General features: G+C 41.8%; 18 protein-coding genes and 1 riboswitch. Of the genes, 9 read left to right on the forward strand and 9 right to left on the reverse strand.

Translation table 11 applies throughout. The features are described from left to right. Position 1 precedes the first annotated feature (1 nt). The gene (locus F975_RS01780; RefSeq protein ID WP_004749772.1) at positions 2-1,429 is read left to right on the forward strand and encodes an efflux transporter outer membrane subunit; all 1,428 of its coding nucleotides are present in this window, start codon (positions 2-4) and stop codon (positions 1,427-1,429) included. A 24-nt stretch (positions 1,430-1,453) separates the two neighbouring features. Here the strand turns inward: F975_RS01780 and F975_RS01785 are convergent, their stop codons facing one another. The 4 genes from F975_RS01785 to orn form a co-directional block, all read right to left on the reverse strand. Then, a complete protein-coding gene (locus F975_RS01785; RefSeq protein WP_004749773.1) occupies positions 1,454-2,254 on the reverse strand; it encodes an enoyl-ACP reductase FabI in 801 nt (266 codons plus the stop codon). 144 nt (positions 2,255-2,398) lie between these two features. After that, positions 2,399-3,127 (reverse strand): Bax inhibitor-1/YccA family protein, encoded by a 729-nt coding sequence (locus tag F975_RS01790; RefSeq protein ID WP_004749774.1) that lies wholly within the window; start codon positions 3,125-3,127, stop codon positions 2,399-2,401. 315 nt (positions 3,128-3,442) lie between these two features. After that, positions 3,443-4,858, reverse strand: coding sequence for an NAD(P)/FAD-dependent oxidoreductase (locus tag F975_RS01795; protein WP_004749775.1), 1,416 nt, complete (start codon positions 4,856-4,858; stop codon positions 3,443-3,445). Positions 4,859-5,354: 496 nt separating this feature from the next. Continuing rightward, positions 5,355-5,909 (reverse strand): oligoribonuclease, encoded by a 555-nt coding sequence (gene orn / locus F975_RS01800; RefSeq protein ID WP_004749776.1) that lies wholly within the window; start codon positions 5,907-5,909, stop codon positions 5,355-5,357. 120 nt (positions 5,910-6,029) lie between these two features. Between orn and rsgA the strand changes: the two genes are divergently transcribed. The 7 genes from rsgA to F975_RS01835 all read left to right on the forward strand — a co-directional run bounded on the left by rsgA (position 6,030) and on the right by F975_RS01835 (position 11,824). Then, positions 6,030-7,088 carry a ribosome small subunit-dependent GTPase A gene (gene rsgA / locus F975_RS01805; RefSeq protein WP_004749777.1) on the forward strand — a complete coding sequence of 353 codons (1,059 nt, stop codon included), beginning with the start codon at positions 6,030-6,032 and terminating at the stop codon, positions 7,086-7,088. A gap of 92 nt (positions 7,089-7,180) precedes the next feature. Next, positions 7,181-7,591, forward strand: a complete 411-nt coding sequence (locus tag F975_RS01810; RefSeq protein ID WP_004749778.1) for a rhodanese-like domain-containing protein — start codon at positions 7,181-7,183, stop codon at positions 7,589-7,591. A gap of 12 nt (positions 7,592-7,603) precedes the next feature. Then, positions 7,604-7,861 carry a glutaredoxin 3 gene (gene grxC / locus F975_RS01815; RefSeq protein WP_034425571.1) on the forward strand — a complete coding sequence of 86 codons (258 nt, stop codon included), beginning with the start codon at positions 7,604-7,606 and terminating at the stop codon, positions 7,859-7,861. Between the two features lie 29 nt (positions 7,862-7,890). After that, on the forward strand, positions 7,891-8,343 hold the full coding sequence (gene secB / locus F975_RS01820; protein WP_004749780.1) for a protein-export chaperone SecB: 453 nt from the start codon (positions 7,891-7,893) through the stop codon (positions 8,341-8,343). 225 nt (positions 8,344-8,568) lie between these two features. Continuing rightward, positions 8,569-9,939, forward strand: a complete 1,371-nt coding sequence (locus tag F975_RS01825) for a sensor domain-containing diguanylate cyclase (RefSeq protein WP_004749781.1) — start codon at positions 8,569-8,571, stop codon at positions 9,937-9,939. A gap of 77 nt (positions 9,940-10,016) precedes the next feature. Further along, positions 10,017-11,318, forward strand: coding sequence for an ABC1 kinase family protein (locus F975_RS01830; protein WP_004749782.1), 1,302 nt, complete (start codon positions 10,017-10,019; stop codon positions 11,316-11,318). Positions 11,319-11,491: 173 nt separating this feature from the next. Next, positions 11,492-11,824 (forward strand): HopJ type III effector protein, encoded by a 333-nt coding sequence (locus F975_RS01835; RefSeq protein WP_004749783.1) that lies wholly within the window; start codon positions 11,492-11,494, stop codon positions 11,822-11,824. Between the two features lie 334 nt (positions 11,825-12,158). On the opposite strand, the gene F975_RS01840 is transcribed toward F975_RS01835, so the two are convergent. From F975_RS01840 to F975_RS01860, 5 genes are all read right to left on the reverse strand, one after another. After that, on the reverse strand, positions 12,159-12,479 hold the full coding sequence (locus F975_RS01840) for a DUF190 domain-containing protein (RefSeq protein ID WP_004749784.1): 321 nt from the start codon (positions 12,477-12,479) through the stop codon (positions 12,159-12,161). A gap of 13 nt (positions 12,480-12,492) precedes the next feature. Next, on the reverse strand, positions 12,493-12,876 hold the full coding sequence (crcB, locus tag F975_RS01845) for a fluoride efflux transporter CrcB (RefSeq protein ID WP_004749785.1): 384 nt from the start codon (positions 12,874-12,876) through the stop codon (positions 12,493-12,495). Between the two features lie 115 nt (positions 12,877-12,991). Next, positions 12,992-13,058: riboswitch (Fluoride riboswitch) on the reverse strand. Positions 13,059-13,108: 50 nt separating this feature from the next. Further along, entirely contained in the window at positions 13,109-13,516 is a 408-nt protein-coding gene (locus tag F975_RS01850) for a GFA family protein (protein WP_004749786.1), read from the reverse strand. 58 nt (positions 13,517-13,574) lie between these two features. Next, on the reverse strand, positions 13,575-14,768 hold the full coding sequence (locus tag F975_RS01855) for a TIGR03862 family flavoprotein (RefSeq protein ID WP_004749788.1): 1,194 nt from the start codon (positions 14,766-14,768) through the stop codon (positions 13,575-13,577). Beyond that, positions 14,758-15,396: a class I SAM-dependent methyltransferase gene (locus F975_RS01860; protein ID WP_171063128.1), complete on the reverse strand. Its 639-nt coding sequence runs from the start codon at positions 15,394-15,396 to the stop codon at positions 14,758-14,760. The genes F975_RS01855 and F975_RS01860 overlap by 11 nt, the downstream gene beginning before the upstream one ends. Positions 15,397-15,478: 82 nt before the next feature. Between F975_RS01860 and F975_RS01865 the strand changes: the two genes are divergently transcribed. Next, positions 15,479-15,664: a DNA gyrase inhibitor YacG gene (locus F975_RS01865; protein WP_004749790.1), complete on the forward strand. Its 186-nt coding sequence runs from the start codon at positions 15,479-15,481 to the stop codon at positions 15,662-15,664. Positions 15,665-15,763: the final 99 nt, after the last annotated feature.

The following is a 15,763-nucleotide window of genomic DNA, read 5'->3' on the forward strand; positions in this document are numbered from 1 at the left end:
TATGCATCAAAATATGATTCGAATGACTGCACTACTTCTGATGACGGGGACATTTTCCGGCTGTGCAGCTGTGATTCAAACACCCTATCAGCAACCTAAAGTGCAGATTCCGAAAAAGTTTCAATATGAAAAAAGCCAAAATCAGCAGCTCAATGCAAACCAGTATGCTGATCAATGGTGGACGTTATTTGCTGATGCGCAACTCAACCGACTGGTTGAACAGGTCATTCAGCGCAATAGCAATCTGGCTGTTGCTGGCATAACACTGCAACAAGCACGTTTACAGGCGGGCTTGGCTCGCAATCAGGAATTGCCTCGGGTTAATGCGAATATTGCCGCCGGACATAATATTGACCTGAATTCTGGTCAGCAGAACTCGCAAGGAATCACATTAACAACTGGGGTCAGCTATGAGCTGGATTTATTCGGCAAACTTGCCCGCCAGACGGAAGCTGCGCGATGGGAAGCTGCTGCAACAATTGAGGATCTTCAAGCAACAGCACAAACTTTAATTGCGACCACTGCAACCTTATACTGGCAATTAGGTTATTTAAATGAGCTTTATAGCAGCGCACAGCAAAGTTTAAACAGTACACAAAAATTGTTTGCACTGGTTCAAGTACAGTACCGTGCAGGTGCGGTATCTGGCTTGGAACTCACACAGGCAGAACAATCGGTACAAAGTCAAAAAGCCAATTTAAGCCAGATTCAACAGCAGCGTGTTGAAACCCGGACTGCATTGGCCGTGTTGCTGCATCAGCCCGTGCAGCAGTTGAGCCTTGTTGAACCACAACATTTACCCATTGCGAGCTTACCGCCTATTTCTGTAGGCTTACCTGCTGAACTGCTGTCACGCCGCCCAGACTTACGTGCTGCAGAACTACGATTACGCAAGGTTTTGGCCAACAAAGATGCAATGAAAGCTAGCTATTACCCTTCCATCAGCTTAACGGGGTCACTGGGATCAAGCAGTACGTCTTTAACCGAATTACTGAAAAATCCTGTACTGACCTTGGGTTCAAATCTCAGTTTGCCTTTCCTGCAATTCAACGACATGAAACGAAATATTAAAATCAGTGATTTGGATTATGAAAAAAGTATTTTGAATTATCGTCAGACCTTATATAAAGCATTTGGCGACGTTGAAAATGCGCTGTCTGCACGAACCGAACTCGACCAACAAATCCGCTTTCAGGAAAAATCGCTCGGTTTGGCTGAAAAAAGTGAATACCTCAATGAAGTGCGTTATCGTCATGGCGCCATTGCACTGAAAAATGTGCTCGATGCGCAAGAAATTACCCGGAATGCACGCATTGCCTTGTTACAAACCCGAAAAAATCAATACAATGCCTATGTCACACTGATGCAGGCTCTCGGTGGCTCGCCTCTGCAAAATATCGCTGCAACAGAGATTAAAAAAGCACCCTAAGGTGCTTTTTTCAGGACAAGAGGCTTAGTCGTTACCCATCATCTCAGGGCTCATACCTACGGTATTGAAACCTGCATCCACATACATGATTTCGCCAGTGATACCTGAAGCCCAAGGTGAGCATAGGAACAATGCTGCATTACCGACTTCATCAATGGTTACATTACGTTTAAGCGGAGAAATTTTTTCGTTCGCATCTAACATTTTACGGAAAGATTTGATCCCAGAAGCCGCCAAAGTACGGATTGGACCTGCTGAAATTGCGTTTACACGAATGCCATCTGGACCAAGGCTTGATGCCAAATAACGTACGCCCGCTTCCAAAGATGCTTTTGCCATGCCCATAACGTTGTAGTTTGGCATTACGCGTTCAGAACCTTGATAAGTCAATGTCAACAAACAGCCTTGACGTGCTTGTAACAGTGGCTTAGCTGCACGTGCCATCGCAATAAAGCTATATGCACTAATGTCATGCGCAACACGGAAACCTTCACGGTCAGTGACGTCAGTAAAGTCACCATCTAAAGTATGCGCTGGCGCAAAACCAATTGAGTGAACCACACCGTCTAAACCATCCCAGTGCTTTGCAAGATCAGCAAATGCTTGATCAATCTCTGCATCTACAGCAACGTCACAAGGAAACACCAATTTTGAATCAAATTGCTCAGCAAATTCATCCACACGTTTTTTTAGTTTTTCATTTGGGTAGGTAAATGCCAATTCAGCACCTTCACGGTGCAAGGCTTGAGCAATACCAAATGCGATGGATAGTTTGCTTGCAACACCAGCAATTAAAAAGCGTTTTCCTGCTAATAGTCCTGCCATGAATTTTCTCTCATCAAGATGATTTATACATGCATAATGCCAATTCTTCAGACTTTTAGAAATTGCATAATGCGCCTATTTTTACGATTCCCCATAAAAAACGCACCTGATTTTAAGTGCGTTTTTACTTAAAAATACACAGGATTAATTACGTGACAAACCAATCAGACGTAAAAATGAAATATACATCCAGACCAAAGTTGCCAATAACGCAATTGCACAGGTCCATTCAAATGCTTGTGGTGCACGCTGAGCTGCGGCGTTCTCAATCAAATCGAAGTCTAAAATCAGATTTAAAGATGCAATAATCGCAACAAATGCAGCAAAACCAAGACCTAATGCATTACTTTCAAATACATAAGGAATACTTGAGCTAAAAATCATGCTCATCATCATTTGCACAACGAACACAATACAGATTGCCAAAGTTGCTGAAAGCACAATCGCCTTAAATTTTTCAGTCGCGCGAATGATCCGCATTTTATACAGACCAAACAACACGAATGTGGTGACGAAAGTTGCCAATAATGCCTGTAATGGTGCGCCTGGATATTTGGCTTGGAACACAAAGGAGATGCCTCCTAGAAATGCACCTTCAAACAAAGCATAAGGAATTGCGAGTGTACGGGCTGTTTCTGGTTTAAAAGTGGTAATCAGTGCCAAAATGAAACCACCAATTGCGCCAACCATTGCACCCACACTGGCTAAACCAAAATTCATGCTCATCGCGCAGTAGAAAAAGAACACGAGGCCTAAACCTGCGGCAATACTGGTAAGCATGACTGACTTGTTAACAGCACCCTGAATGGTCATCGGGTTCCGATAATCGCTGTAGGTTTCTACGTGCGTTAAAATAGGATTATTACTTTGCATCATTGAACTCATTGTTATATTTAAATGGATACACTTCAATTTTAATCGTTAACACTAATTGAATATAGATTTTACGATGTATTTTTGTAACGATACTTGTATATTTTATTTTTTAAAATCAATGAATAACCATAAATCAAACATCTCTTTCATGCTTATTTAAAACAAAATTCTGCATCTGCATATAACGCAAAAAACCGCCCATTGCGGCGGCTTCGCTTCATTTATTCAGATGCATTCACAGTGACATAAGCAGCAGGCTGCTTTAAAGCAAGCTTTAAAATTGAAATACATCCGCAGGTTTTTATGCTCCGATTAGAAGGAAATCAGTTTCGCCGGGTTAAAAAAGGCATTAATTTCATAAGCACCTTTTGCCAGAGGAATGGCTAAAGGCGCCAGTTCGCGACCAAACAACATGTCTTTATGTGGAATTTTGGTCAGCATTTCATAATCGTGCGATATACCAATAAAATCATCTGCGATGGCTTTTCCAATCCGTACAGTTTGCGCAACACCATGCCCGCTCCAGCCATGTACAGCATAAATCGGGTAAGTTTCACCAAACTTGCGGCAATCTGTTGCACCATTGTAGGTTAAATCAGTTTCACCACTCCAGACAAAATCCAGCTCAACAGATTTAAGTTGTGGAAAAACGTGCTGAATCCGTCTTTTCAAATATTGATAAGCACGATGCGGATTCCAACATCTTCCTGTGCCCTCTCCACCAAACAACAGGCGGTTTTTAGACACTCCACGGTAAAAATCGAGTGCAAATTGCGTATCATAAACGGCATAGCCCGATGGGATAATTTCTTTTAAATCAATTTCCAAAGGTGCTGTGGTACAGACATAAGTAAACAATGGAATGGTGGTATGATTATGCGACTCAAGTAATTTAAACGAGGCATGATGTACAGCTAAAACCACACTTTTACGCGCCTTAATCACGCCATGCGTTGTATGCACATAAACACCATCAGCCTGCGTTTTTAATTCTATAACTTCTGTCTGCTCAAAAACCTGACCACCATTTTTAGAGAAGCCATAAATTAAACCACGAGTCAGTGCCAACGGGTGAATTTGTCCACCTAGGCTATCAATTAGCCCACCATAGTATGCTTCACTGTTCACATAGTTATGTACTTCATGTTTCCCTATAATTTTTGTGTGATCTTCACCAAGAAACTTACGTGCATCTGCACCTTGCGTCAGCGCAATTAAGTGCCCTTCATGTACTGCAGTTGTGATATGCCCCTGCTTGCGGTCAAGTGCTAAATCATATTTATCAGCAATCTCATCAATCAGCTGCATGGCTTCATCTGCGGTAAAACGCCAGAGTTTTTTGGCATCTTCCACGCTCATGTGCTCCAGCATTTCGGAAGCTTCCCAGCGCGCCAAACCAGGTGTCAGTTGCCCGCCATTTCGCCCTGAAGCTGCACTGCCAATACGGTTTTTTTCCACCAAGATGGTATCGATACCGAGTTCAGACAAATGCAATGCTGTAGATGAGCCAAGTAGGCCTCCACCAATCACGACAACATCACATTCCTGATCCGACGTTAAGGTATCAAATGAATGCCATTCTGCCAGTGAACTTTCATAATAATTGGCAGGTTGATCAATATCAGCACACTCAGGATTTAACCAACTCCATTCCTTATCGAGTTGGTGGTGAATACTTCGCTTATATTCAACATCCTCTAAAATGAGAGGTTTATCTATCTTTTGCATGTCGGACTCCAAATCTAGAATTTGCTTTTTGATTGAGAGTTTTCTTCAAGAGGGTTCAATAGTTAGAAAACCAAAGAAACTATAAAGTGAACAGCCTTTTTATAAAGTTCAGAAATAAAAAATGAGTGTACTGAACCAATAAATCGCTAATTGTTGACTAGGACTTAAACTTGCCTGACTGTCTCCATACATCTCAATGAAATAGCATTGAATGCTATTTATTGCGGGCTTAAGTATCCTTTAAATTTGAGTGTTTATTGCAAATGGAGCAATTTATATGCCAGTACAGTCATCCATTAACATTTGCTGTGATTTCATTTCGCTTGACTGACACTCAAAAATCATCCGATAACTTTATATTGGCGTATTTACATAGAATTTTCCATATATGACAATATTTTTATAAATACAGACAACTGCTCAGCCGACTCAATCTCCACAAAAAAGCCTGTCATCGAAAAGACAGGCCTAGGCAAACGTCAGTCAATTATCTAAATTACTTGTTCATAATAAAGAAATATTCACGATAATATTTCAATTCACGAATTGAATCGCGAATATCATCTAAAGCCAGATGTGACGCTTCTTTTTTCAGGCCAGACATAATTTCAGGGCGCCAGCGTTTCGCCAACTCTTTAACAGAAGAAACATCCAGATTACGATAATGGAAAAATTGCTCCAGTTCAGGCATTAAACGGTGTAAGAAACGGCGGTCTTGGCAAATCGAGTTACCACACATTGGCGATGATTTGGCATTGACCCATTTTTTCAAAAATTCGAGGGTTTGTACTTCAGCATCACGCGCCGTGAGCTGACTACGACGTACACGGTTAATAAGACCCGACTGCCCATGCTGACGAGTATTCCATTCATCCATTGCATTAATGACTGGATCAGATTGATGTACCGCGAGCACAGGTCCTTCCGCCAGCACGTTTAAATGATCATCTGTAATAATTGTTGCAATTTCAATGATTTGATCATTATCTGTATCGAGACCTGTCATTTCAAGGTCAATCCAAATTAAACGTGTATCAGGGGTGCTGCTCATCGAGTCAATTCTTATCTGTTTAAAAATTCTCATCTTAGCAAATTTCTTGCAACTTCGCTGTAATTCATCAGGGCTTCATGCTATTTTTGCCATTCTCTTGTGTTGGTCTTTAGGATATGCATGGCTCTCATCCGTAAACGTCGCTTAACTGAGCAACAACAGCGACGGATTCAAAAACAGCATCAATCACGCCAAGAAGATATTGATACATCAAATGATCTCGAAGGCCTAGTGGTGCAACATTATGGACGTCAGTTAGAAGTCAAAGCATTATCAATTCCTGAACCACACCCTGAAAAACCGCCTGTTGCTGAAGGTGAACCTGAACCTTTCTGGAAACCCATTGAACTGGGTAGTGTCTGGCGTTGTCATACACGTACCAACCTCGAATTGCTGGTTACAGGCGATCGGGTCAAATGGCAGGCCGACCCCAATACGGGCTTAGGCATTATTACCGCAATTCACCCACGTCAGTCTTTACTGACCCGCCCTGACCGTTATCATAAAGTTAAACCGGTTGCTGCCAATGTCAGTTTGATTGTGGTTGTATTTGCTGCCTTGCCTGATCCTGCGCCAATGCTCATAGACCGTTATCTGGTGGCCTGTAAAAATGCAGAAATTCCAGCATTACTGGTCCTCAACAAAACCGACTTATTAAAAGAAAATGACCCGATTTTAACACTGGTCGCAGAGTATGAAGCGTTAGGCTATGAAGTCATGCAAACTTGCCTAACAGGTGATATTTCAGTGCTCGCACAGCGTTTAGACAATGAAACCGTTGCATTTGTTGGGCAATCTGGGGTTGGAAAAAGCTCCCTGATTAACATCATTGCGCCTGAAGCGGCACAAAAAACCAATATCATTTCGGAAAATTCAGCGCTCGGTCAACACACGACAACATCAACCCGTCTGATCAGTTTTGGTGAAACAGGTGCATTGATTGACTCTCCTGGAATTCGTGAATTTGGCTTATGGCATTTAACTTTAGATGCGGTTGAGCAGGGTTTTCCTGAAATTGCCAATCTGCTCGGATCTTGTCAGTTCCGTAACTGTACGCATAAGCATGAGAAAAACTGTGCACTGCGACAGGCAGCCAATGCAGGTGAAATTTTGCCGCGACGTCTGGAAAGTTTTTTACGTTTATGTGACGAGATTCAAGAAGCGCAACAAAAAAATTAAGTTTGTTGAGATTTACCCTTGAAGCGAGGTTTTTGATCACTATTAATATAAGCTATACTCTAGCTCAATTTCTGATGGTTATAAGGTGAATTGTGGAACGTTGGTTTGAATTCATGGGGAATCACCCCTTTCTATTTGGTATTCTTGCCGTTCTTATCGTATTGTTTTTCGTATTTGAAGGACGACGCAGCGGTCGAAAAATCTCACCACAATCCCTTGGTATTTTAGTCAAAGTTAAAAATGCCATTCTCATTGATTTACGTGATGCTAAAGATTTCCGTGAGGGGCATATCAGCGGTAGCCGTAACATTCCGTACAGCCAATTGTCTAGCCATATTGAAGAATTGAAAGGCTCAGATCGTCCATTGGTCTTTATTTGCAATTTAGGTCAGGTTGCGGGAAGTGCGTTACAACAAGTTGGGCACGCTGACAGCTATCGTTTAGATGGCGGTGTTTCCAACTGGAAAGCACAAGGTTTACCACTTGTAAAAGCAAAAAAATAATTTGAGGAGAATATGATGCCTGAAGTAGTAATCTATTCAACAACCGTTTGCCCATACTGTATTCGTGCAAAACAGTTACTCGAACGCAAAGGCGTGGCATATAAAGAAATCAATCTTTCCAACGAAGCACCTGAAGTACGTGTGGAATTGATGCAGCGTACCAACCACCGCACTGTGCCACAAATTTTTATTAATGATCAATTTATTGGTGGGTTTGACCAACTTTACGCTTTAGAGCGTGAAGGTAAACTTGACCAGTTACTGGCATAATTTCTATCACACGAAGGATTTAACTTAAAATGAGTGAAGAACAACAAGCTCAATTGGCTTTAGAGCGTATTTATACTAAAGATGTTTCTTTTGAAGTTCCTGGCGCACAAGTTTTTACCCAAGAATGGCAGCCAGAATTAAATATCAATCTTTCATCTGCTGCAGAAAAAATTGACCCAACTCACTATGAAGTTTCATTAAAAGTGGTTGTAGAAGCGCAGAATGCAGGTGAAACCGCATTTTTAGTGGATGTGACTCAATCAGGCATTTTCCTGATTAGCGATATTGAAGATGAACGTCTTCCTTACATTTTAGGTGCATACTGCCCAAATATTTTGTTCCCGTTCTTGCGCGAAGCAGTGAATGACCTTGTGACTAAAGGTAGCTTCCCTCAATTGTTGTTGACCCCTATCAACTTCGATGCTGAGTTTGAAGCGAACATGCAGCGTGCGCAACTGGCTGCTGCTGAAGGTCAAGCATAAGTTTTGCTGTAAAATATAAATAAAAGCCACACTCTGTGTGCTTTTATTTATATACAAGTTAGCTATATAATTATTACGATTGTGACTATAGTCACACTCTATTGCTTTTATACGAACAAATATTATTCATTATTACAAATATATCCATTACAATCACTGTATAGAAATAGATCCATGGATGCGTGGCTATAAATACATTTTTCGTCTAGGTCAAAATAAATTAGAATGTCTCGTACCTCCATACGTACTCTTGATTCAACAGCGCTTTTATCCTTAGTAAGCCAACTGACCGATGCGATTCAGCAAAGTATTACGCCCAGTGTGCTCTTAGAATATTGCTGTGCACAACTACAGACCAGTGAGGCATGGCTATTTGAACAATATCACCTTTGGGATGAATGCCATTTTTTTAACACGCCTGACAGCTCATTTTCAGAAACTCAGAGTCAGCAGCACATTTCCCAACACGAGTTTAAGCCATGCCATCCTCATATTGCGATGGCACCAACAAGTAACTCTGCATCAAATTACTGTTCAAAGCTAACCTTTAAACTCGCCACGCGTGAAAATCTGGCCAGTATTTATTTATATTTACAATTTACAATACCGCAACCGCAGACGCTGTTCACCAGTATGGAGTTTATGCTGTTTCTCAACATTGTCCGTATGTACTTTTCAGAACGAGCAAGTTTTAAAAATAATTTTTTTCATTCTTTAAATATTAGCGAGTTTTATCAAGATATTGTTGATAATGCGCCTGTCATGATTTATGCGCTTGATGAACAGCAGCGGATTGTGATGTGGAATAAACAATGTGAACAGGTCTTCGGCTGGTCAAAACAAGAATTACAACAATTTGAGCAACCACTGAAACTGTTCTATCCAGATAAAAAATACCGAGATCGGATCTTAAAACAAACCGCACAAAATACAGGCTCAAAAAAACTCAAAGAATGGAACCCTCTACACCGTGATGGCAATATGCTTACTACGCTTTGGGCGCAGTTATTGCTGCCTGACCAGACTACTTTAAATTTCGGCATTGATATTACTGAGCAGCGTAAAACTGAAAAAATCCTAAAAACCCGTGCCAGTACAGACGGATTGACCCAGTGCTTTAACCGTGATGAAATTTTGCATCAGCTTGAACAACTGCTCGAAGAGAGTCAAAATCAGCAGCAGCTTTTGCCTTTTTGTGTATTTATGCTGGATCTCGATCATTTCAAAAGTATTAATGATACTTGGGGGCATTTGGCAGGCGATGAATCCCTGATTCACTTTAGTCAACTCCTGCGCTCTTCTCGCAAACAAAATATGACTGTTGGGCGTTTTGGTGGCGAAGAGTTTTTACTGATCATGAAAGTTTCGTCATTGGATGAAGCTATGGAATTTGACTGCACACTAAGAACAACCCTGCAAAACCATCCATTGATGTATCATGACCAAACCATCAAACTCAATTACAGTGCAGGTGTAGTACTGATTGAGCAAGGATGCTGTAATTTAACCAATCTACTGACCAGTGTTGATCAAGCTTTATACCATGCCAAAAAAACAGGTCGTGGACGTACCATTCAAGCTGAACAACATTTTTAAGTTAACAATTTTCTATCACACTGGGCAGAAAAGCGCTCTATGATCTAATTTTGTACAACAATAAGGTTTTTTTAAATATGGCAAATTCAGCAAACTCCCCGACTCGGCGTTTTTTAAAACTTGCAGGGATGACAGCGAGCATTGCCACCAAAACAGTTTCAAATAGCCTGCGCAGCCTAAACGCAGATGAAAACCAAAAAAATGCGGCCAAGTCTAAACTTTTTCAGGAAATTGGAATCCAAATTGCCGATACTCTGGGGCAAATGAAAGGCGCGGTCATGAAAGTGGGGCAAATTGCCTCGCAATACAAAGATATTTTCCCACCTGAAGTTGCCCAAGCCATTAGTAAATTGCAACGCCAAGCCCCTGCCATGCCTTTTGCTGAAATTCGGGCGCAGGTCGAGTCTGAGCTAGGACAACCACTTGAAAAGCTATTTACTCACTTCAATGAAACACCTTTTGCCGCAGCATCAATTGGACAAGTGCATCGAGCAACCCTAAACAACGGGCAAGATGTGGTGGTCAAAGTCCAATATCCTGGCGTTGATCATGCCTGCGAGAGTGATCTGAAACAGATTCGGCTGGCGCTACGCATGATGGGAATGCTAAAAATTGATAAAGATTTGCAAGATCAGTTATTTACTGAAATTCAAGAAAGCCTTACCAATGAACTCAACTATGAACTTGAAGCACAAAACCTTGAGATTGCACGAGCATTCCATCAAAAATTAGACTCAAAAGTGATTATTCCACAAGTATTTAAGGAATACTCGACTCGGCATATTTTAACCCTCAGCTTTGAAGCGGGTGACAGTATTGAGCATGCCAGTACATGGTCACAAGAGTTGCGCAATGAGTTAGGCAAACGCCTGTTTACTGCGATGGGACAGGAAATTTTTTATTTAAAACGTTTTCACTGCGACCCACACCCCGGTAATCTGGCATTTCGTCCCGATGGCAGTGTGGTGGTTTATGACTATGGTGGTGTCAAACAGCTCAGCACTGAGCAGGTCCAGTATTTTAAAAAACTGATCTATGCTGCCAGACAGAGCAATATTCTAGAACTGGAAAATGCACTCACCGAATTACAAGTCCTGACCGAAAAGCAGCGCTTTCCAAACGAATTGTATCATGATTGGTTAGAAATTCTATTACGCCCGTTAATCCAGCATTATGACTTTGCAGAAAACAGCGCACATCATGATGGGATGTTACTCATGAAGGCTTCTTTAAAATATTGGGATATTTTTAAGCCTTCGCCAAACACCTTAATGTTAAACCGAACCTTTACAGGGCATTACTGGAATCTGGTGCATTTAAAGGTAAAAGACGATCTCAATAGCCTGTTTAATGAGCTAATTCCTGACAACATGTCATAAATCTCTTCTACAATAAATCCATCGATTTAAAATTGATTCATCGGATTTTAAACGAGTCGATTGAAATTCAATTTATTGCGAAGCCTAAAATCCATCCTCCTTTTAGGCTTCTTTTTTTATGTGCCAGAACAATGCTATGCTTCGCTGTATTTTGAAAAATCATCGAGGTTACTATGGCTCAAGCCCTATTAGAGCAATTAAAAAACGGTCAAGCTAAATTTGCAGATGTAATTAGCTACATCGAACAGCATTACACCCATACCCCAACTGCTTTTCAAAATGGCGCTCAGCATAATGCCAGCACTGAAAATCAAGGCAGTGCCAAAGTCTTTTCGTTTGCACAGTTAAATGGCTTAAACCCAGCAGATACGCTTGCATTGTTTGCGGAACATTATGCTGCTGTGTTAGCAACGCCTGAAAGCACTGACCATCAAAACATCCGTCAGTTTATGCAGCATGGCTGGCAAGGGATTAAATTTGAAGGTCAAGCTTTAGCAGCAAAATAATTCTGTATTGCTTTTCATCAAAAGATGGCGCTCAGCTGACTGCTGATCAGTTAAGGAGATGATCAATAATCTCCTTAATTTTCTTTGAATAACTATAAAAAATAAATACTTAGATATATGTTGTTTTCTAATGTCTACGAATAAGAAACGAAGCCTCGCAAGGAAAGCTGATCGAGGCGTAGTACGCCTTCCCCCAAAAACAGTTTTTTTCTAAAGTATTGTCATTTCAAACTGTTGTGAAAATATCGCCACAAAACATATCATCACATTAATTTAAAAATAAAATGCCAGTCAATTTCTTGACTGACCAGCATTCAACTTTTAAGCGAGTCTTTTATGTTAATTGTCCAAGCGAACCAAATTCGACAGGAATTTTGACATAAAACAAGGACAGCTCTTGTTGCTGCAAATAATCAAGTAACTCATCTGCCTGTTGAGCGGTCACAATCAATTCCACTTGAATGGGTTGATCTGCCAGCTCAAAAAAACGACTTGAATGGCTTGCACCTTGTCGCCCAACGCTTTCGAGTGCAGTCAAAACTGTTGCACCCTGAATTTTAAATTGCTGTGCAACAGTCAGTAACCATTTATACATGGCTTTGCCACGATATTGCACTTGCTGTTCGGTATAAAAACGCAATAAATAGCCTTGCATATCTGCCTCCAATTCAAGCCTGTGCGGTCAAATAATGATGTGCTGCCATTCCCAGAAAAGTACACAGTAATGAACCGATCAAATGCACCGAGATTGCCAGACATGCCAGACTGAGTTTGCCATTTTGTAACAAATTCATAATTTCAGCAGAAAATGTTGAAAATGTCGTCAGTGCACCGCAGAACCCTGTAATGACAAATAATTTATAGTTTGGACTCAGACTACTTTGTGCAAAAAAGGCAATCGAAAAGCCAATAATAAAACCGCCAATCAGATTGACTGCTACTGTTCCAAGTGGAATTTCTGGGTAGATTGCATTGAGTTTTAAGCCTAAAAACCAGCGTGTCCACGCACCGAGGACAGAACCTAAGGCAATTGAAATAAGTGAATAATACATAATGATCTGTCTCCTTTAGCACAGATCTAAAAGAGCATAAGCAAAGAATGGGTAACGCATAGAAGTACTCCTGACAGAGTACGTATACAAACCTACGTACCCTGTCTAGATGAAGGATGACGTAGGCATCATTAGCCGATATGGCGGTTTGTTACGGGAGGAATGCCATCTCCAGATGAACTTATCTTAGACGATTTTTCATCGGCATGAAAAATCGTTTTTCCCGATCTTTTTATGGGCGTTCTGCATACTGTGGCAATACATCACAAATCTCATCCCACTCCGCTTTTGATGCTGCAAAAATATGCATGGTTGGTTTTTGTTGTAAAGGCGTATCCAGTGTTCCAATACGCAGGCGATAAGAATCTGGAGTTTCTGCTTTCACGCTGATAATCGGTGAACCACATTCACTACAGAAACAACGTTGTGTCGTTGCAGTTGACTGATATTTTTTAAGTAAGTGTTCACCCTGCACAATTTTAAAGTCTGCAACACGAATTGGGGCATTGACTGCATAAGCACTACCATTGGCTTTACGGCAACGTTGGCAATGACATTCGACCATATCACCAATTGCACCATGTACTTCGTATTGAATGCCTTGGCATAAGCAACTGCCACGATAGATCGTTTCAGACATTTATTCTTCCCTCATGTTGTATTTATCGTGGCGTCAGCATAACAAAAAAATGTAGGCTTTAGCTTAAAAACTGTACCACGCCTTGTGCCGCAGCACGCCCTGTTGCAAAACAGGCTGTCAGCAAATAACCACCTGTTGGCGCATCCCAATCCAGCATTTCACCACAGCAAAAAATGCCTGCATGCTGCTTGAGTTGTAAGGCGTCACTGAGAACATTTTGCTTGACTCCGCCTGCACAGCTAATCGCTTCATCAATCGGGCGAAAACCTGTCAGGGCGATTGGCAGTTGCTTGATGTGAGCTGCGAGTGCTTCAGGTTGTTGCCACAAGGCTTTCGGCACAAGCTCGCGAACCAAATTGGCTTTTGCTGCATCTAGCCCTGCTTTACGCCAGATATTTGCGATGGATTGTTTCTTATGCGGCTGTAGCTTTTGAACCAATTCAGCCTGTGTCAATTCAGGCAACAAATCTAAGTAAAGCTGCATAGAAGACTGCTGGCGTAAGGCGCGGTTAAACTTATAAATCAGCCCACTTTCCAGACCGTATTGGGTAATCACAATGTCGCCTAGACTGGCCTGCTCGGCATGATCTACCCAAGCTTTAACCCGCTTTAAAGGCTGACCAAACACAGGTTGCATATAGTCTGACCAAGCACGTTCCACACCTGCATTACTGGCTTGGAAAGTTTGAATTTCTTCAGGTTTTAGCCATGTTTGCCATGCACCATCACTGCCTAAACGCGACCAGGACACCGCACCACAGGCTAAAATAATCGCCGAGAATTTCTGCTCAATCACAGGGGCATTAGGTGTTTGAGTGTTCTGAAAACACAGCACTTGCTCAGGCTGAATGCCAACACAACGATGTCGATAATGAAACACCACACCAGCATCGGCTAAACGTCTGAGCCACGCACGAAGCAATGGTGCAGCTTTCATTTCAACAGGAAAAATCCGCCCCGATGTACCGACATAAGATTCGATACCTAAGCCACTCATCCATTGACGAATCCAGGTCGCATCCCATTGTTCCAGCCATGGTTTGAGCCAATCCGCATGATCATAACGCTGAATAAATTCAGGTAAGGCTTCGGCATGGGAAATATTCAACCCTGTTTTGCCAGCCATCAGAAATTTGCGTGCCGCAGAAGGCATCTGCTCGAAAACTTCAACCGCATAACCTGACTGGCTCAACACTTCGGCTGCCATCAGCCCTGCAGGCCCTGCCCCGACAATGGCAACCTTAGCCTGCATGGCTTTGTCCCAACAGCGGCATAAAATCATCAAAACGGGTGGTGTAATCAGCAGGTTTACGAATAATCAATTGCTGACATAATTCACCACGCTCCAAATATTTGACTTCAAAATGTGTGCGTGCCGAGTCAGAAGCAATCACCTGTTTCTCATACGGTAATTTCCAGATCTCTTTTAACTGCTGCTCTGCTTCCTCAATATATTCAGGAATATTGCTGGCCAGAGTGATTTGCCCCTCGAACTGTAAACGAGACAGAATGAACTCGAAAAATGGCATGTTCAACCAGCGCTGTGCGGGGTTATGCGGTTCAGGATTTGGATACAAAATAAAGAACTGCTCCACCTGCGCAGGATACAGCGCGTGGGTAATCCACGGTAATGCATCGGCATGGATTGGAAATAAATTGTTTAAATTAGATAATTGATGCTGTTTTTGCATCGCTTCAAACTTTTCGCGAGTTCGTTCAATCGCATACAGCTTAGATTGAGGTTGCTGCTGGCCAAACAAAACCGCATGTTTTCCTTTACCTGCACCGATTTCTACACAAACAGGCTGATTTTCAACGGCTTGAAACTCACGTGGCGCTTGCATACGCTGGGCTTGAAATTGACGAAGATGCATAATCAGATCAAACTATTCACAAAATGGCACAAGTCTAACAAGTGCTTGCTCAAATGCCTACCCGAAAACGCTTTTGTAGGAGCTTCTCATGCCTCGTACCTTTCCTTGCCCACGCTGCGGCGAACCCAGTCAATGGGAAGACAATCCCTATCGTCCATTCTGCTCAGAGCGCTGCAAACTGATTGATTTAGGGGCATGGGCAAATGAAGATTATCGTCTGCCCACTCAAGATTCACCGCAATCTGATATTTCGCAACAGGACGATGAGTTTTAACCGATCATAGATTTCCTTCATCATGGTTCACATCCTCTTTATTTTTTCTCAGAGGAAGAAATGAAATTGACTGATGAAAGATGCTCTATAAAAGCAAAA

Source organism: Acinetobacter brisouisimilis, assembly GCF_000368265.1.
Taxonomy (GTDB): Bacteria; Pseudomonadota; Gammaproteobacteria; order Pseudomonadales; family Moraxellaceae; genus Acinetobacter.